A 17,418-nucleotide genomic window follows, 5' to 3' on the forward strand; every position below is an offset into this window, starting at 1 on the left:
AAGGCTGATACGCCCGGCCGGGGGAGTCCCGACCATGCCACGCGAATCGTATCAGGAGCTTCTCGAATCGCTCCGCGAGGACGTCCTCTATATGTCCGAAGTCGTCCTCGATCGGTTGCGACTGGGGCTGAGTGCCCTCGAACAGAAAGACGAAGAGATGGCCTGGCAGGTCATCGACGGCGACGACGAGGTCAATCAACTGTATCTCGACCTCGAACAAGACTGTATCGACCTGCTGGCGCTCCAGCAACCCGTCGCATCGGACCTCCGCTTTATCGCCGCGTCGTTCAAGATCATCACCGACCTCGAACGCATCGGTGACCTCGCGACCAATCTCGGCGAGTACTCGCTGGAGGCCGAACGCGACGTCTTTCCGGAAGTCGACATTCAGGACGTCGCCGAAGTCGTCATCGAGATGATCGAGAACGCGATGGACGCCTACGACCGCGAGGACCCGGACCTCTGTTACACTATCGCCGAGACCGACGACGAGGTCGACAGCCGCTGTGAGACGGCCTCCGAGGCGGTCGTCCGTGACCTCATCGAGCGCGAGATAGACGCCGACTCCAGCGACGCGGAGATAGAGCAACTGATGGCCGACGTTTCGCGCCTGCTGCTGACGATTCGGGACATCGAGCGGGTCGGCGACCACGCCGTCAACATCGCCGCCCGGACGCTGTACATGGTCGAGAACGACGACGACCTCATCTACTGAGAGTCCTTTTTGCACGCGGGGGTGTCCTCGGGCCTCCGACCCTGCGGGCACCCCCGCGTGCAAAACCCTTCGCTGAAAAGGCCGGAAGACGCGCCTTCGGCGCGTTCCGGTGAAATCACTCGCCAGCGGCGAGCGGTATGCGCTCCCGCACAGCAACGTCGACAGCCACACTCCCCAACCGACCGCGTTGTGCTACTCGTCTCTCGTCCCTCGCGGTTCACAGCGCGAGGACGCGTCCACCGCATACCGAAACTCAGTCTCGCCGCGGCGGTTGCTGACCGTCGTCGCCGACGAGTCCGTCGTCGGTGATGCTGAACTGGACGGTGTCGCCGGCGGGCTTCGCGCGGTGTTTCTCCAGCGTCGCCCGTCGGTTGCCCCCGCGAAAGCGGTCGAGTCTGAGGATGGCGCCCGACCAGTGGTTCAGCGTGTGGCCGCCCAGCGCCGTCGACCGGTCGCTGTCCGGGTCGGTGAACACCTGATTCGTAAAGAGGACCGCGAGGTCGTGTTTGCGGGCCAGCGAGAGGAGGTGGGTTATCTGTCGGGCCACGTCGCGAAGCGTCTCGCCGCCGTCGTCGTCGTCGCGTCGGAGTCGATAGAAACCCGTCGCGCTGTCCAGCACGACGAGTTCTATTTCGGCCGCGAACTCCGCAGCGTCCTGGACGGCCTCGGTCTGCTCGTCGTAGTCGAACACCTCCGAGACGATGAGGCGGCCCGCGAGGTCGTCGACCGTCTGGTTCGGCCCGGCGCGGCCGCGGGCTATCTGCTCCATCCGGTCGGGCGAGAGGCCCTCCGTGTCGATGTAGAGGGCGGCGTCGCCCCCCGCGGCGACGTCGAGCGCCGCCGAGAGGGCGAGGTTCGTCTTGCCGGCCGCCGGCGGCCCGTAGACCTGCGTGACGGCCCCGCGCTCCAGTCCCCCTCCCAACAACTCGTCAAGCGGGTCACAGCCGGTCGAGACGTGGTCGCTCACGGCAACGGGTTAGACGTGTCCGGATAAAAACGCTCGCACCTGCGGTTCAGCCGAGATAACGAGCGAACGCGGCGTCGACGGCGTCGGGGTCCGCCAGGTCCGCGAGTGCGATTCTGGTGTCGACGCGCCACGAACGGTGGAGGACGAGCGCGTCCTCGGTTCTGGTGTAGCCGTCGAAAGTCGACCACGGGAACAGGCGGCGCGCCACGGGAAGGCGGTGTTCGAGACCGGCCTCGGAGACGGTGTACGTTCGCTCTTCACTGCCGGTGACGAGGACGAGACCGACCGGGAACAGCGCCTGCGAGGTGAGTTGGAGCCAGAAGCGGTCCGTGAGTAGACCGGCGACGAAGCCGACGGCGGTGACGGTGACCAGCGACCCGGCGACCACGAGCAGTCGCCGGCGTGCCCGTTCGGGCCATCCAGCGGTGAAATCACAGTCCGTCGTCGCGTCGGCCGTGACTGCGTCGGCGTACCGCGTCCGAGCCATCACGCCCAGCGCGAAGCCGAACAGCATCGCCACTAGGCCGAAGAAGAAGGCGAGGACGCCGACGACGCCGGTCTGTCCGAGCGAGGCGAACCCGCCGAGCGCGTAGCCGACAGGAACCACCGCCGGGAGCCATCGGACGGCGGTCCGGCCGAGTCGGACGGCGAGGCCGTCCCAGCGGGCGATACCCAACCATCCCGCACCGGTCACCGCGGCGAACGTGACGAGGGCCGTCCCGTACAGCGTGCCGGGCGACCCGGTGACCAGACGGGTGACCACGAGAAGGACGGGCGGGACGCAGAGGAGCGCGAGGTACGCCCCGGCGACGACGCCGAACAGCGGGTCGGCGTCTCGCCGAGGTGCGTCGCTGTCTGTGGAGGGCGACATTGGTGGCGCTTCGCAGACGGGATTGAAAACGATTGACACTCGACGGCCGTGGTTGCCGGCCGACATTGTTTCGAGGACTAATCGAAGCCGGTAGATATGCTCTCCAGCGAACTGCGAAGCCTGCTATCGTACGCGACAGGGTCGACGTTTCTCCGACTGTACGGCCTCGTCCTCCTCGGGGCCGTCCTCCTCGACGCGGACGTCGGGCCGGGACCGATACGCCCTCTGGTCTACGGCCTCGGCCCGCGGGTGCTGGCAGGCGTACTGAACGCGGTGTTCACGGTCGCGGACCTCGTCGGCGTCGTGGCGATCCTCCGAAAGGTGGCCCTCGAAGCACGACCGGACACCACCGGCCCCGTCGAGACGACGACCCAGCAATCGTAAGTGGATACCCACCCAAGTCCGGTGCGTGATAGTCGTCGCGACGGGTGACTTCGAGGTGTACCACGGCGTGGTCACGGAGCTACGGGACCGCGGCGTGACGTTCACGACAATCGAACCCGACGACGACTGGCCTGAAGACACGACTCTCGCCATCGTCGCCGCCGGCGAAGCCATCGACGTCCCGGAGGACGTGGACGTGGTGCAGGCCGACCCCGACCGACCGCGACGGGCCGTCGAGGCCGCTATCGCGACGCTCCGTGGGGAGACGGGACGGACCGTCGTGGGCATCGACCCCGGCGAAAGGCCCGGCATCGCGGTGTTGCACGGCGAGATGGTCGTCGCCGCCTTTCAGGTGCCGGCCGCGGACGCCGCCGAGGTGGTCCGCCGAGAGGTCGAGGACGCCGTGAATCCCCTCGTCCGCATCGGCGACGGCGCGCGGTTGGTCGGGTCGCGCGTCATCGACGACATCGAGGACGTGACCGTCGAACTGGTCGACGAGACGGGGACGACGCCGTATCTGGGTAGCGGCGTCCGCGGGATGGGCGACGTCCTCGCGGCGGTCAACATCGCTCGGCTGGAGGGTGAAGAAATCGTCAGTCGCGACGTCGAACCGACGCCCGGGGAACTCCAGCGCATCAAGGACCGCTCGCGCGAGGCGAGCGACACCAACCGCGCGATCGACGCCGAACTCGCCCGCCGGGTCGCGGACGGCGACCTCACTATCGAGGACGCGCTGGCCGAACACCGGGGCGACGACGACCGCGACGGACCGGACCCGACAGAGCGCTAGTCCTCGGCCTGCTGGACCCGCTGTTCTGCTCGCCGGAGTATCTCGCGGACCGGCCGGTCCGTGGCGTCGGCGACGGCCGCCGCGTCGTCGAACTCCGCACTCACGTCGTACACCTCGCCGTGGCTGTCGCTCGCGACTTTCACCGTCACCTCGTACGCCTCGCCGTCGACGGTCAGCGTCGCCGTCTCGAAGGACCGGTCTGCGACCCAGCGGTGGCCCGCGCCGTGTTCTCGCACCCCGAGTGTCCCGGTCTCCTCTGCGAGTCGGCGGGCGACCCGGTCGGCGTCTTCCGGCTTGCAGACGACCTTCACGAGGTGGCCCGGTCGGGACTTCTTCATCGTCGCCGGTAGCACAGAGACGTCGCGTGCGCCCACGGCCGCAAGGGAACGCTGGAGATCGCCGAGTAGTTCGGGCGGCGCGTCGTCGAGATTCGTCTCCAGCACGGTGATGTCGTCCCGACGGAGCGGGCCTTCGCTTTGCCCGACCAGCGCCCGGAGGACGTTCGGTCGGTCCTCGAACGTCCAGCCACCCGCGCCGTATCCCGCACTGTCGACGGTCAGCGTCGGCAGTCGGTCCACGCCCTCGGCGACGTGGGCGAGGATGGCCGCGCCGGTCGGGGTGAGGAGTTCGGCGTCGACCGGGCCGCCCTGCAGCGACCAGTCGGCCCGTTCGGCGATTTCGACGACGGCCGGCGTCGGAACCGGGTAGGTGCCGTGACTCATCTCGACGGTCCCGCCACCGGTCGCCAGCGGCGTCGTCACCACGCGGTCGACGTCGAGGTCGTCCAGCAGCAGCGCCGCGCCGACGACGTCCGCGATGGCGTCGTCGGCCCCGACCTCGTGGAAGTGCGTGTCGTCGAGGTCGGTGCCGTGGACCGACGCCTCGGCCGCGCCGAGAATCTCGACGATGGCGAGCGCGTCCGTCTCGACGGCCGCCGGGAGGTCCATCGCCTCGACGACGTCGACGACTTGGGCGTAGCTTCGGGTGGGACCGTGGCCTTCGGCGTGCGTGTGGCCGTCGTGCTCGTGTGAGTGACCGTGCTCGTGCGAGTGGTCGCCGTGGCTATGTTCGTCAGAGCTGTCGTGTGAGTCGTCATCGCTGTGATGCGAGTCGTGACCGTCGGAGTGCCCGTCGTCGTCCGCCTCGGCCAGCAGTACCTCGACGCGCGTGGCACTGATGCCGTTGCGGTCGACCGTCGAGACGGCGTAGTCGACGGCGAGCGCGTCTTCGACGGGGTCTAGGACGGACCGGTCGGCACCAGCGGCGATCAGCGCACCGAGCATCATGTCGCCGGCGGCGCCCATCCGACCGTCGAAGGCGAGTGTTCGCATGGTCGGACCCTCGTACCCGTCGGATAAAAGCCTACTACAACGGTCTCACGAGCGCCGGACGATGTGTACGTCGTAGGCGTCCTCCTCGTTCAGTTCCGCGATGGGAACGACGACGTCCTCAGTGTCGGCGCTCCCGAGGAAGACGACTGTCGCGTCGACGTCACGGGCCACCTGCCGGACCGTCTCCGAGAGACTGTTCGCCGAGTACGCGCTGACGTCCTCGTAGTTGAGTTCGGCGTCGTCGGTCGCTTCCTCTATCTTCCGTCGGAGGTCGGCGGCGGCCGTCTCGGCGGCGAAGTCCTCGTGTGGATCGACGCGGAGACGACGCTGGGCGTAGTCCGACCCGGTCGGGACGAGACTGACGGCGACGACGTCGACGTCCATCGCGGCGGCGTACGTGACCGCACGGTCGAGTGCGGCCTCGGCGAGCGACGATCCGTCGAAGGGAACGAGAAATACCATACCGGCGCTATCGCGCCCAGCCTTATCAAACGCGGCGGTGGCGGCAGTCGGTGCGGCGTATCTGCCGACTGCGGGAATCTCGACGTCGGTCGCGCGACCGCAGCTCTTTTTTCACACCGAAAGCAACGGAAGCTATGGCTGTGTCGGTTCTCGAACCGTCATCAGAGAACGTCGCGACCGCGGCCGACTGTGTCCGCAACGGCGGCGTCGTCGTCGCGCCGAGCGATACGAACATGGCGCTGACCGTCGCGCCGGACCACGACGCCGCTATCGAGCGCGTCTACGAACTCAAAGACCGGCCGGCTCACAAGCCGCTGACGCTGTTCGTCCGTGACCCCGGCGACTGGCGGCGGTTCGGTCGCCACGATGACCCCGCCGTCGTCGACGCACTCGTCGACGCGTTCTGGCCGGGACCGCTGAACCTCGTCCTCGAGATAGCCGACGATTCGCTCCACGAGCGTCTCCGTATGAACGGCACCGTCAGCGTCGGATGCCTGTCGAACCCGGTGTGGCGGTCGTTCGCCGACGCAGTGGGCGGTCCCGTCGCAATGACCTCGGCCAACCGGTCCGGGACCGTTCCGGACGACGAACTGGTCGACGTCGAGACGGCCGTCGCCCACGTCGGTGACGGGGCGGACTACGTCCTCGGCGGCGAACCGGACGACACCACGCGCGCGTCGACCATCCTCTCGCTCGCGGCCGGGGACGCCGCCGAAGCGACGGTCCTCCGGCAGGGCGACGTGACGGTCGAACGCGTCGAGAACGCCGCGCCGTTGCGCGTCGACTGACGCATGGTAGCAGTTCACATATAAACCCGTCGCTGTCGCGTCCTGCCCGCCGGTAGCATAAAGCATATCTCTCGTGCTACCCGAGTTCTCTCTAGCTCGACTCTACTATGAACGAAGTGCAACTGGAAGTGGCGAAGGCGTACCCGAACGACTCGGGACGCGGCATCGCCCGCCTCGACCCCGACACGTTGCTGCATCTCAAGCTCTCGCCCGGAGACATCATCGAAATCGAGGGTAGCGACACGACGGCCGCGAAGGTGTGGCGTGCCGACCGGCAGGACTGGAACACCGACACGGTGCGCATCGACGGGTTCACGCGGCAGAACGCTGACGTGGGCATCGGCGAGCGCGTGACCATCCGCAAGGCCGAGGCCGAGAAGGCCGACAAACTGGTGCTCGCACCGCCCGAGGAGGCGTCCGTGCAGTTCGGGTCCGACGCCGCCGGCATGGTCAAGCGCCAGATTCTGAAGCGGCCGGTCGTCGAACGCGACATCGTCCCGGTGATGTCCTCGACGAACCACCCGTTCATGCGCTCGCCGGGGCAAGCCATCCCGCTCATCGCCGTCGAGACGGAACCCGAAGGCGTCTGTCTCATCACCGAGGACACCGAGGTCGAACTCCGCGAGGAACCCATCTCGGGCTTCGAGAAGACCGGCGGCGGCATCACCTACGAGGACATCGGTGGCCTCCAGAACGAGATTCAGCGGGTCCGCGAGATGGTCGAACTGCCGATGAAACACCCCCAGATATTCAAGAAACTCGGCATCGAGCCACCGCAGGGGGTCCTGCTCCACGGGCCACCGGGCACGGGGAAGACCCTGCTCGCGAAAGCCGTCGCCAACGAGACCTCCGCCAGTTTCTTCTCTATCGCCGGGCCGGAGATCATCTCGAAGTACTACGGCGAGTCCGAACAGCAACTCAGGGAGATATTCGAGGACGCCAGCGAAGAGTCGCCCGCTATCATCTTTATCGACGAACTGGACTCTATCGCGCCCAAACGCGAGGACGTCACCGGCGAGGTCGAGCGCCGGGTCGTCGCCCAGTTGCTGACGATGATGGACGGCCTCGAATCCCGGGGGCAGGTCATCGTCATCGCTGCCACCAACCGCGTCGACAGCGTCGACCCGGCGCTCCGCCGCCCGGGCCGCTTCGACCGCGAAATCGAAATCGGCGTCCCCGACGAGGTGGGCCGCGAGGAGATTCTCCAGATTCACACCCGCGGGATGCCCCTCTCTGACGACGTCAACCTCGCGAAGATGGCGACCGACACCCACGGCTTCGTCGGCGCCGACATCGAGAGCCTGACCAAAGAGGCCGCGATGAAGGCCCTGCGCCGGTACCTCCCCGAGATCGACTTAGACGAGGAGGACATCCCGCCGAGCCTCATCGACCGGATGATAATCAAGCGCGAGGACTTCAAAGGGGCGCTCAACGAGGTCAGTCCCAGCGCGATGCGGGAGGTCCTCGTCGAATTGCCCAAAGTCTCCTGGGACAGCGTCGGCGGCCTCGAATCCGCCAAAGAGCAGGTACAGGAGGCCGTCGAGTGGCCGATGAACTCACCCGAGAAGTTCGAGCGCATGGGCGTCACCCCGCCCTCGGGCGTGTTGCTGTACGGCCCACCCGGCACCGGGAAGACGCTGATGGCGAAGGCCGTCGCCAACGAGACCGACGCCAACTTCATCAGCGTCCGCGGTCCGCAACTGCTCAGCAAGTGGGTCGGTGAATCGGAGAAGGCCATCCGCCAGACGTTCCGGAAGGCCCGACAGGTGGCCCCGACGGTCATCTTCTTCGACGAACTCGACTCGCTCGCGCCGGGACGGGGCGGCGACATGGGGTCGAACGTCTCAGAGCGCGTCGTCAACCAGCTCCTGACCGAACTCGACGGGCTGGAGGAGATGGAGGACGTGATGGTCATCGGCGCGACCAATCGCCCGGACATGATCGACCCGGCGCTCATCCGCTCGGGTCGCTTCGACCGCCTCGTCATGATCGGCGAACCCGACGTCGAGGGCCGCGAGCAGATACTGAAGATTCACACCGACGACACGCCGCTGGCCCCCGACGTCAGCCTGCGTGAACTCGCCGAACGTTCCGACGGGTTCGTCGGCTCCGACCTCGAGTCCATCGCCCGCGAGGCCGCCATCGAGGCCCTGCGCGAGGCCGACGACGCCGACGAGGTGGAGATGCGCCACTTCCGGCAGGCCATGGACAGCGTCAGACCGACGATTACCGACGACATCCGCGAGTACTACGAGCAGATGCAAGAGGAATTCAAAGGCGGGTCCAGCCCGCAGCGACAGGCCGGCAGCGGCGGCCGCATCGGCTTCCAGTAGCGACCTCGTTTTTATTTCCGGACGAGTACCAGTCGACCGGCGTACCGGAGGGGTTTTACGCTGTACCGAGAGAGGTAGAGGTAGACGGCACGGTCGGACGGCTACCTTTCAACCCGCGTGGATTCCACGTGCGGTTACCGCTGTCTGTCCTAAACCGTCTCTCTAACTCTCACGAGCAACAGCACTCGCTCACCAGCGGGACGCGCTGACAGCGACAGGGACTCGCGGTCGCCCAACCGTGTCGGTCGCCGGTACAGCAGAGAGATGCCAGCGACGGCTTCAGCCGTGAGTGACACGGCGGGGACGGTCGCTATCGAGCCGTCGGCTACGAAGAAGGCGGACTGGCGAGGGCCGCTACAGTTCGCCGAGTTTCCGGAGGAGCTGGCCGCGGTACTCCTCGTCGGCCTGCACGCCCTTCAGTTCGAGGACGTTCCGTTCGAGTTTGTCGAGTGCGACGTTGAACGCCGTCGCTGCGCCGTAGCCCTCACCGGAGCCGGCGGCCTGCCCCTTGTTGGTCCGCAGGCGAATCTGGCACTGGATGAGCGGCGTGCCGCGGAGTTTCTCCTTGTGTTCGTGGAAGCGGACGTGGGCGTGTTGGACCTGCATCGCCTGGTACTTGTCCGCGACGTCGCTGATGTCGGCGCGGATGTCCTCGCGGCTGATGGTGTCAAGCAGGGAGATGTTGGTGATCTGGACGTCCATGTGGTCTTCCTCCGTGTAGGTCAGCGCTCGGAGCACGTCCGTCTTGGTGACGATGCCGACGACGTGGCTGTCGTCGTCGTCCGCCGTCACCGCCAACCCGGCGAAGTCGTTCTCCAGCATCCGCTCGACAGCGTCACGGACGGAGTCGTCGAGGTTCGCCGTCTCGACGGGGCTGTTCATCACGTCGTAGACCGGCAGGTCGAGGACTCGCTCGATTTCGCCCGCGCGGTCGCCCCGAGTGGCTTTGTTCATGTCCCGGACGACGACGTCGACGATGTCGTGTCGGGTGACCATCCCCGTGAGCGACTCGGCGTCGTCGAGGACGGGAAGCCGGGAGATACCGTGTTTTCGCAGGAGGTTGACGACCTGCCCGACGTTGGTGTCCTCTCGAATGGTGATGACGTCCTCGGTGTATATCTGGTCGATAGTGAGGGCGTCCAGATTTTCGAGGACCGCCGCGAGGATGTCGTCCTCGGTGACGATGCCCCAGAGGTCCTCGCCCTGGAACACCGGGGCAATCTTGGTCCCGCCCTCGACCAGGACGCGCGCGACCTCTCGGACGTCGTCGGTTCGCCCGACTTTCGGCGCCGAGCGAGTCATCGCCCCCGCCTTCGCGTCGTCCTCGACGTGGGACTGAACCAACTGCTTCTGCGTGATGACGCCCGCGTACGCACCGTCCTCGGTGACGATGATGCCCTTCGGGTTCTCCCGTTCGAAGATAGAACGGACCTTCCCGAGGCGCTTGTTGGCGTCGACCTCGACAAACTCTCTGGTGGCGATGTCAGCAATGTCCATCGTGCTTCACGTGCGCAGATTCTACGTGAAGGGTTATCAAGGTTGGTTTAGTTCCCGTACTACGAGAGGTGGGCCAAACTTTAGGAACCCCGGGCCGTCCGTCACATATGCTTCCCGACATCGGTGTGTTTGGCCCCTACACGTATCTGGTGACAGAGGTGGTCTGGGGAACCGTCGCACTGGTGCTTCTGTGGCGGGCCGACGCACTCCGTCTCGCCGGCCGGACGATAATCGTTCTCTACCCAGTCGCGTACGTCTGGGACTGGTATACGCTCGAAGTGGGCGTGTTCGCTATCCGTCTGCGAACCGGCGTCGATCTTCTGGGCATCCCAATCGAGGAACACGTCTTCATGGTCGTGGTTCCCGCACTCGTGTTGGGCATCCACGAGACGCTCCGTCGCCGCGACGCGTCGTGACGACATATCACAATCCGAATATGTGGTTGCCAACTGTTAACCGCGTCCGGGATCGGGAACAACGATGGTAACCGGAGACACTCGAACCGGTCGCCGTCTAGCGATACGTAGGAATATATTGTCCCGAGATGTGCATATACTCCCCACGGAACGTATATGTACCTTCGTCTTCATGATTTCACTTAGACATGAGCCAAGACACGCCGGCACCCCAAATCGAACTGTACGTCCGGTCGCTTCTCCCGGACGGGGCCCACGAGCGACAGGACGCCGTCATCGACCACCTCGAACGACTCGACCGAGACGACGAAATCGCCGGCTACAACGTCGTCGTCTGGGGCAAGCAGGTCGCACCCGAGTCGGCGGCCGCTAACACCGAAGAGGGGAGGTACATCCTCAACCGCGTCGCCGAGTTCCGACAGTGGGCGCTCTCGAACAACGTCTCTCTGGAGTCGTTCTATCAGACCAGCGAGATCGAATCGGAGGTCACCGGCGAGGCATACGAGGCGATGGTCCTCCCGATCATGGGACTGGCCGAGTACCACGACGGCGAACTCGCACACGTTGCGCCCTGCACGGACGGCGACGTCGTCCACAGGATTATCGACCGGCTGGAACGCCTCGAAAACGGTGAACCGCCGGCGCTCGAACAGAGTGCCGCCGACGTGAGTCTCGTCTGAGATTACGCCTCCGTTCTGAGCGTCTCGACGTACGGGCTGACGGTCTCGGCGTCGGCCAGTTCGTCCAGTACCGCGTCGGCGTCGGCCGCCAGTCCGTAGGCGGGACGCCCCTTCCCGGTAGCCGACGTAGTCTGGTCTTTGGCCAGTAACCCGTCGTCGGCCAGCGACCGCAACGCCGAGATGACTTCCTGTCGCTCGACGCCGCCGAAGGTGTCCCGACTCAGGTCGTCGAGATGGGCCTTCGCCGCCTGCGTCACGTCGTAGGAATGGGCCGGCGTCTCGTCCGCTACCGACAGTTCCACGACCGACAACAGCACGAACTGTTCGAACGACCGCGCAGAACGGAGTGTCTCCTCCATACGTGTCGCTATGTTGGCTCGTCTAAGAAACTACTGGAACGTTTCTACTCGTGTGGAGACACCGTCGGTCGACTGGCCCGACCGACAGGACGTACTGTGTGGCTCGCTCTCCACGAACGAGGCGGTCGCTCCGAGCGACGTCCGGAACAGAAGTAGTGGGTTCGGGCGGATTTTCTCTGAGTTCCTGAACTGTGCCGCTCGTCTCTGCCGCTCTGGTCTGGTGAAACTGGTTTGCTGTGGCTCATGGTTCGGCTTCCTCTGGGTCGATTTCGAGAAGGGGCAGGTACGACGCTCGGCGCGCTCGCATCTCCTCGATGGGGTCGGGCTTGTCGTAGTGCTTCTCGATAGTCGAGACGCTGGAGTTGACGCGCTTCGCGACGACCTCGACAGGAACGCCGCGGTGGAGCATCCATGTAATCGCGCCTGTTCGGACGTGGTGAGGGGCACGCGACGACGGGCACTGACTCGCCTGCGACTGCGTCCGCCAGCCACACGTCGGCCGCTCCTTCCCATGCGGGCACTCGCCGTAGTTGCACGGCTGTGTAGCGAGGTACATCAGGTTCCGAATCGTTCCCTTCGACGCTCGCCCCCGCTGGGTCGTGATGAGCGGCTGTCTACTGTAGTCGTCGTACACGTCGTTTCTGTGGTGTAGGACGTACCGCTGTACCGACTTCCCGACCGACTTGGGGAGTGACACGGCGCGTTCGCCGTCACTGCTCTTCTTCAGCGGTGTGTCCGTCGACGGCCTGTTGGCGAACGTGAGGTAGTACAGCGGCCCGTCGTCGCCGTCGTCTACATGGAAGTCGCGGAGGTCGAGCGCACGAATCGCGCCCATCCGCGCCCCAGTCGTCCACGCAATCGCCAGCAGCACGTGCTGGCGCGTTCCGCGCAGTTCCGGGTTCTCCCGGTAGTGTGTAAGTAGCTTCTTCGCCTCCTCGTGGTGCAGCATCACGTCGCTGCTCTCGGCGTCCTTCGGCACGTCCGGCGGGTCGATCTTCTCCGGCAGGTCCTCGGGAACCACCTCGATGCGGGCACAGTACTCCAGCCAGTTCCGCAGGGTTCCCATCTCCTTATTCAGCGTGATAGGGGAGAGGTCCTGCGAGCGACGAAAGTTCTCGTAGGACTCCAGTTCCCAGCCGGACAGGTCCCGCATCCGCTCGATACCCTGCTCTTCGGCCCACTCGACGAAGAGCTTCAGTCGGTAGTGGTACGTCGACACTGACGCCCCGCGTTTCTCGACGCGCAGTTTGTCGAGCCAGCGGTCACGGGCCTCTCTCGGTTTGAGGTCCGGCGGGCCACTCATGCTTGCGTCTCGCTCGTCGACGGCGTCGCCGCGGCCGCGTTCGGGACGACCATGCCGGCGGTGTCGTCCGACTCCGCCATCTCGCGGCGCTGGCTGTCCGCTACGCGACGTTTGAGGCGGTCCCGGTCGGTCCCGTAGCTCTGTACTCGAACCTCCGAGATGGAACCGACCCTGTGCGGAGGTAGCTTCACACGCTCGCCGTCCCACTGCCGGACGGCCAGCCACCCGCTGCTCAGGGTGTAGTAGTCGGCCACGAACACCGGCCCCTCAGAAGTGAGTTGGACGACTGCCGGCGTGTAGTTGCTCGGCAGGTCCTCCGGGTCGACGGCGTCGTTCATGGGCCGTCCTCCGCGTCGTCGTCACGTTTTTCCTGACCGGTACCGTCGTCAGAATCGGGGGCCTCAGGCTCACTGGACATGGCTTAGGCGGCCCCCTTTTCGGACTCTTCAGGTCGATGGTTCCCGTCCGTACACAGAACCGTCTCAGGAACGTCAAACGGCGAGTCGTGTGCTTGTCGGATGAGGTGACGGATGTACTCCGCCCGGCTCATTCCGTGTCGTTTCCGCTCTTCCTCGATGTCCGCGAGCATGGAGGGCTCCATGCCCACGGTCACATTTGCATGTGGCATTGCATTAGTGAATGGCTACCCTCGGAAGATATAGCTCACGGTGGAATCAATAACCTCTGGCAGAGGATGAAACAGCCAATCCATTCTATTATAGCCACGGCAATCAATGATTGACTCATGAGGTATTCGGGCGACTGGATGGTACTCGCCGACGACCGGATTCTTGAGTATATACGAAAGGAAGACTCCGGTCGCCCAAAGGAGATGGCCGATAGCGGATATGTGAGGTACTCTCGGCAGTACATCAGTACACGGTGCAAGAAACTGACCGAATACGGCCTGCTCAATGACCTCGGCAACGGAGTCTACGTCATAACAGAGCGAGGTGAACGATACTTAGAAGGAGAGATAGACACCTCGGAAGATGCACCTGATGAAGTAGAATCTGTCTTCGACGAAGAGCCGAGCGCTGGTGAGAACCACAACGAGGTCTGATTCATGCAAGGGAGAAAGTCGGCTTACTGGATGGAACAGTTGGACGAGCGAATCATGGAGTTCATCCGCTCCGAGGGGTGGGCCTCACCACGCCTGCTGGAAGGTGAACGCGGCTTCAGCGCTTCCGAGGGCCGAATCCGCGAGCGCTGTATGTGCCTGCATTACGCCGGGTTCATCGAACCGATCCATGGCGATATGTACGACCTGACGAGCGAGGGGATTCTGTACCTGAAAGGCGACCTCGACGCCGAACACTACCCAGAGCCGACGCCGAGCAAGGTGTTCAAGGAACGGTACGCGACGCCGTCGGACTGGGCGCACGCCGAAGTGAAGCCGTATTGGCCGTGATACAGTTGATCAACAACTTGCCCCATCTGGTAGCCGATAACAGAGAGGGTGAGAGAGAACCATGATTCCACCGGGCGAACAGCCACGCATCACTGATCTGTCTTCAATTCAGGCAGAAAACTTCAAATTCAGGAACACAAGCTTTCTGGATGATAAGAGCCTCCCGTATGACATGTTGGAATATCAATCTCGCAAGAGGCTTCGCCGTAGAATCTGGAACGTTCGGAATGCAGACCTACGCAAGTTGATGCGACGGTTCCCCGTCAACCACACCCTATGTGAACAGTGTGCCGGCTGGATGCACGCCGTAGCTGGTCGCCACTTTTTCCCAGATGCCAATCACCGGACTGCGTTAGCACTCCTCCGAAAACTACTGAAAGACAATGGAATCGTTCCGGGACGGTGGCCCCCACAGGTACTACGTGAGGCAGTCCTACGCTCCCACAAAGTAAGAAGAGAGATTGAGGATATCAAGCTCAACACACTCTACAAACGGGACAGAATGTTTCTCGTCTGGCTCTTGTTCTTCAAGACCGTTCTCAGAAGCCCGACTGAAGAAAGATAAGAAGCTATTCGTCGTCTTCGGGCGACGCAGCGCAGGCCTCGTACAGTTCCTTGTTCTCTCGAACGTCACGTGCCATGTCACGTTCAGACTCCCAGTTCATGCTCATCTTAGTAATTAACTAGTGATTCATTGATTTAGTGTTTTGGGTACGCCTCTCTACGTAGTAGAGAGGCGTACCCGGAAGCAATTTTTACGGATGAAGACGGCTACTACTTAATGACTAAGATAACTTTTGAAAGTCAAGGAATTTCTGGCACCACTTCTTTGCGAAGCTAACGCGTTCGGTTATTTGTTCGAACGTCTCCTGAACGAGATCTTTGAACTCGTTTTCATTTTCCACGATGATTGGGCACATCGTCCACTTGAGGTAATCCCAAACCTTCTCAATTGGATTAAGATGCGGTGAGCTTGTGGGAGAAAGACCAGGTCGATCCCAAGTTGATGCGCACGCTTGCGCGTGTGTTTACAGATGTGGGATCCGTGCTTGTCCAAGACGAGCAGAATCCGGCGTCGCGGATTCTGCTCGCGGACCTTCTCTAAGACTTCGCAAATCCGTTCTTTCTCCTCAGTTTCTTTGAACATAACGAGACTCTCACCGTTAAGCGCATAGAACCCGACAGCTGAATCGTCCGTCTTGACTAGTGGTCGTTCGATATGAGGATCATCAACGTACCAGACCCGGCGTGAATTATCGTATGGCTGTGGCTTCGATGCATCGAAGAAGCCCAAGACGGTTCCACCGTCGGTGCAAACATCATCGTCAACAACCCATCCATCGTCATCGTCACCCTCGCGTTTGTTGTATGGCTGATCGTCCTCGTCGAGCGCGTCGTCGACGCGCTCTTCGAGGATTTCATCTGGGTTCTCTGGCTGATGAGGCCGCTTTGGCCGTGGTTTCGCGTACGAAAGACCAAGATTTCGAAGGAAGGTGCCGAGATAATTCCGGCTATACTCGACGTCGAATTCTTCCTTGAGAAGATGCTGAATCTCCTGTGATTTCCAAGGCTGACCGTCACGAAGCATCTCGATCAGCTCTTCTTGTTCGTCTTCATCGAGTTTCGGGGGCCGACCGCCCCGAAACTCGGCATGAGTTCTTCGAGCCCACCTTCATTCCAGGCTTCTGCCCAGCGATCACCGGTGGCCGCCGACCTGCCTTCCCGGTCGGCGGCCTCCGGAATCGAATCACCTTGATAGAGGTTTTTCAGGAACCCAAGACGCCGAAGTCGGTGATCGTCTTCAGCCTCACGCAGCAATTCGTCGATCTCCTCCTCAGACAGGTGACGCTTGATCTCCTTGCGACGTGAGCGCTCCATGAACGGCAGTCAGTCTTAACTCACAAAAGTTTTCGTACTCATTAAGTAGTAGCCGTCTTCATCTAAAGATATAAAGTTATTGATTCTGCTTAGCAGATTTGGAGATTGGTTTTCTTCCCGTAGTCGACGGCATGGTTCCCTGGTGTACAACCTCAGCAGAGACATCGCCGCCTTCTAGAAAATCAACCTTCCCACGCTCCCGTCGAATCGCCTCCGGGCTGAATTCCCCGAGGTAGTGCTTTCTGAACGTGTCCCAGTCCTCCCACCCGCCGAAGGCCATCACGACGGACGGAATTACGCCCTGCTCCAGTAGGTAGGTGCCCCACGTCCGTCGGAGATCGTGGACGTCGAGATACTGCCAACCGCGGTCGCCAGTTTCTTCCTCCAGGGCGTCGGCGGCGCGCCGAACCCAGCGGTAGACTGTCGACCCTGCCACGTCCAGCAGCGGTTCGTCGTCGTCCTGCTGGTACGCCAGCGTCTCCGCGATGGTGACGACCTCCTTCGGGACCGGCGGCTCTCGGTACTTGTCTCGCTTCGCGTAGCTCTCCCAGACTCGGATGTGGTCGCCGGTCGGCCCGTCGACGAGGTCCTGCGGACACACCTTGATGATTTCCGAGCGCCGGAGTCCGACCCGACCAGCGAGCAGGAAGGCCAGCCGCTGGTGAGGCGTCTCGGCCTGCTCGATCAGTCGCGTCAGTTCATCGTCGGAGAGCCACACCCGCTTGCCGTCGTCGTTGTCGTAGTCCTTCAGCCTCATGCACTCGTTCCCCAGTTCTATTGCAAAACATCTAGTTTTTTCGGTGAACTCGGGGGTCAGCAGGGGTCAGATCGAGCGAGATTGCACCAGAATGCCCGATTCTCGGGCACCAGATTGTGAGGTCTCACATGTTGGTCAGTACAGGGGATAGAGGTAACGTTAGTTACCGACCCGCGTTTCCTCTCACCATATGTCGTTCCATACTTCGGTGAATCGCTCACCCTTTCTCACAACGTTCTCGTCTTCATCCCGCTCAAGAACGTCTTTCTCCACTAATTCCGACAGAGAATAGTTAGACCATCGGAGACGGAGTCGCGCAACCTCCTCACAAGCAGACGGTAGGCCGTCTCTAACCTCTGTGGATGGAAACATTAGCTAGTCTTATGCGTAAACTCCGATAAACCCCCTCTTTATTTATTATCGTTACAAAACTCGTAATTCTGCTCGATACGCAGGTATACCAATCAGACGTTACA

19 protein-coding genes and 1 pseudogene are annotated in these 17,418 nt (G+C 62.9%); 9 read left to right on the top strand and 11 right to left on the bottom strand.

All coding sequences use genetic code 11. The features are described from left to right. Positions 1-34: 34 nt before the first annotated feature. Positions 35-715, top strand: a complete 681-nt coding sequence (phoU, locus tag G9465_RS15590; RefSeq protein ID WP_166971602.1) for a phosphate signaling complex protein PhoU — start codon at positions 35-37, stop codon at positions 713-715. A gap of 253 nt (positions 716-968) precedes the next feature. Here phoU and radB read toward each other — a convergent pair whose 3' ends face one another. Both radB and G9465_RS15600 read right to left on the bottom strand, forming a co-directional pair. Next, the gene (radB, locus tag G9465_RS15595) at positions 969-1,682 is read right to left on the bottom strand and encodes a DNA repair and recombination protein RadB (RefSeq protein ID WP_166971604.1); all 714 of its coding nucleotides are present in this window, start codon (positions 1,680-1,682) and stop codon (positions 969-971) included. A gap of 46 nt (positions 1,683-1,728) precedes the next feature. Beyond that, positions 1,729-2,553, bottom strand: coding sequence for a hypothetical protein (locus G9465_RS15600; protein ID WP_166971606.1), 825 nt, complete (start codon positions 2,551-2,553; stop codon positions 1,729-1,731). 96 nt (positions 2,554-2,649) lie between these two features. Here G9465_RS15600 and G9465_RS15605 point away from each other — a divergent pair, with 96 nt between their 5' ends. Together G9465_RS15605 and G9465_RS15610 are read left to right on the top strand one after the other, a co-directional pair. Then, a complete protein-coding gene (locus G9465_RS15605; RefSeq protein ID WP_166971608.1) occupies positions 2,650-2,937 on the top strand; it encodes a hypothetical protein in 288 nt (95 codons plus the stop codon). A 25-nt stretch (positions 2,938-2,962) separates the two neighbouring features. Next, positions 2,963-3,727, top strand: coding sequence for a hypothetical protein (locus G9465_RS15610; RefSeq protein WP_166971610.1), 765 nt, complete (start codon positions 2,963-2,965; stop codon positions 3,725-3,727). Here G9465_RS15610 and larC read toward each other — a convergent pair. Both larC and G9465_RS15620 read right to left on the bottom strand, forming a co-directional pair. Then, the gene (gene larC / locus G9465_RS15615) at positions 3,724-5,058 is read right to left on the bottom strand and encodes a nickel pincer cofactor biosynthesis protein LarC (protein WP_166971612.1); all 1,335 of its coding nucleotides are present in this window, start codon (positions 5,056-5,058) and stop codon (positions 3,724-3,726) included. The genes G9465_RS15610 and larC overlap by 4 nt on opposite strands. A gap of 45 nt (positions 5,059-5,103) precedes the next feature. Then, positions 5,104-5,520: a universal stress protein gene (locus tag G9465_RS15620; RefSeq protein ID WP_166971614.1), complete on the bottom strand. Its 417-nt coding sequence runs from the start codon at positions 5,518-5,520 to the stop codon at positions 5,104-5,106. Between the two features lie 134 nt (positions 5,521-5,654). On the opposite strand from G9465_RS15620, the gene G9465_RS15625 reads away from it, so the two are divergent. Next, on the top strand, positions 5,655-6,308 hold the full coding sequence (locus tag G9465_RS15625) for an L-threonylcarbamoyladenylate synthase (RefSeq protein WP_166971616.1): 654 nt from the start codon (positions 5,655-5,657) through the stop codon (positions 6,306-6,308). A gap of 107 nt (positions 6,309-6,415) precedes the next feature. Then, positions 6,416-8,641, top strand: coding sequence for a CDC48 family AAA ATPase (locus G9465_RS15630; RefSeq protein WP_166971618.1), 2,226 nt, complete (start codon positions 6,416-6,418; stop codon positions 8,639-8,641). 354 nt (positions 8,642-8,995) lie between these two features. Here the strand turns inward: G9465_RS15630 and G9465_RS15635 are convergent, their stop codons facing one another. Next, the gene (locus G9465_RS15635) at positions 8,996-10,138 is read right to left on the bottom strand and encodes a CBS domain-containing protein (protein ID WP_166971620.1); all 1,143 of its coding nucleotides are present in this window, start codon (positions 10,136-10,138) and stop codon (positions 8,996-8,998) included. A gap of 107 nt (positions 10,139-10,245) precedes the next feature. Here G9465_RS15635 and G9465_RS15640 point away from each other — a divergent pair, with 107 nt between their 5' ends. Continuing rightward, positions 10,246-10,554: a lycopene cyclase domain-containing protein gene (locus G9465_RS15640; RefSeq protein ID WP_166971622.1), complete on the top strand. Its 309-nt coding sequence runs from the start codon at positions 10,246-10,248 to the stop codon at positions 10,552-10,554. Between the two features lie 188 nt (positions 10,555-10,742). Next, the gene (locus tag G9465_RS15645) at positions 10,743-11,234 is read left to right on the top strand and encodes an HTH domain-containing protein (RefSeq protein WP_166971624.1); all 492 of its coding nucleotides are present in this window, start codon (positions 10,743-10,745) and stop codon (positions 11,232-11,234) included. Between the two features lie 2 nt (positions 11,235-11,236). Here G9465_RS15645 and G9465_RS15650 read toward each other — a convergent pair whose 3' ends face one another. From G9465_RS15650 to G9465_RS15665, 4 genes are all read right to left on the bottom strand, one after another. Beyond that, on the bottom strand, positions 11,237-11,593 hold the full coding sequence (locus G9465_RS15650) for a helix-turn-helix transcriptional regulator (protein ID WP_166971626.1): 357 nt from the start codon (positions 11,591-11,593) through the stop codon (positions 11,237-11,239). Between the two features lie 241 nt (positions 11,594-11,834). Next, positions 11,835-12,896: a site-specific integrase gene (locus G9465_RS15655; RefSeq protein WP_166971628.1), complete on the bottom strand. Its 1,062-nt coding sequence runs from the start codon at positions 12,894-12,896 to the stop codon at positions 11,835-11,837. Further along, positions 12,893-13,234, bottom strand: a complete 342-nt coding sequence (locus G9465_RS15660; protein WP_166971630.1) for a hypothetical protein — start codon at positions 13,232-13,234, stop codon at positions 12,893-12,895. Before G9465_RS15660 ends, G9465_RS15655 begins: the two co-directional genes overlap by 4 nt. An 83-nt stretch (positions 13,235-13,317) precedes the next feature. Continuing rightward, the gene (locus tag G9465_RS15665) at positions 13,318-13,524 is read right to left on the bottom strand and encodes a ribbon-helix-helix protein, CopG family (RefSeq protein ID WP_166971632.1); all 207 of its coding nucleotides are present in this window, start codon (positions 13,522-13,524) and stop codon (positions 13,318-13,320) included. Positions 13,525-13,641: 117 nt separating this feature from the next. On the opposite strand from G9465_RS15665, the gene G9465_RS15670 reads away from it, so the two are divergent. Both G9465_RS15670 and G9465_RS15675 read left to right on the top strand, forming a co-directional pair. Beyond that, a complete protein-coding gene (locus tag G9465_RS15670; protein ID WP_166971634.1) occupies positions 13,642-13,959 on the top strand; it encodes a MarR family transcriptional regulator in 318 nt (105 codons plus the stop codon). Positions 13,960-13,962: 3 nt separating this feature from the next. Continuing rightward, a complete protein-coding gene (locus G9465_RS15675; RefSeq protein WP_193571709.1) occupies positions 13,963-14,307 on the top strand; it encodes a hypothetical protein in 345 nt (114 codons plus the stop codon). Positions 14,308-15,092: 785 nt separating this feature from the next. Here the strand turns inward: G9465_RS15675 and G9465_RS15680 are convergent. Continuing rightward, positions 15,093-16,185, bottom strand: a pseudogene (locus tag G9465_RS15680) (IS630 family transposase). Between the two features lie 76 nt (positions 16,186-16,261). After that, entirely contained in the window at positions 16,262-16,942 is a 681-nt protein-coding gene (locus G9465_RS15685) for a site-specific integrase (RefSeq protein WP_166971636.1), read from the bottom strand. Between the last annotated feature and the right edge of the window lie 476 nt (positions 16,943-17,418).

This window comes from Haloarcula sp. JP-L23 (genome assembly GCF_011602445.1).
GTDB classification, from domain to species: domain Archaea; phylum Halobacteriota; class Halobacteria; order Halobacteriales; family Haloarculaceae; genus Haloarcula; species Haloarcula pellucida.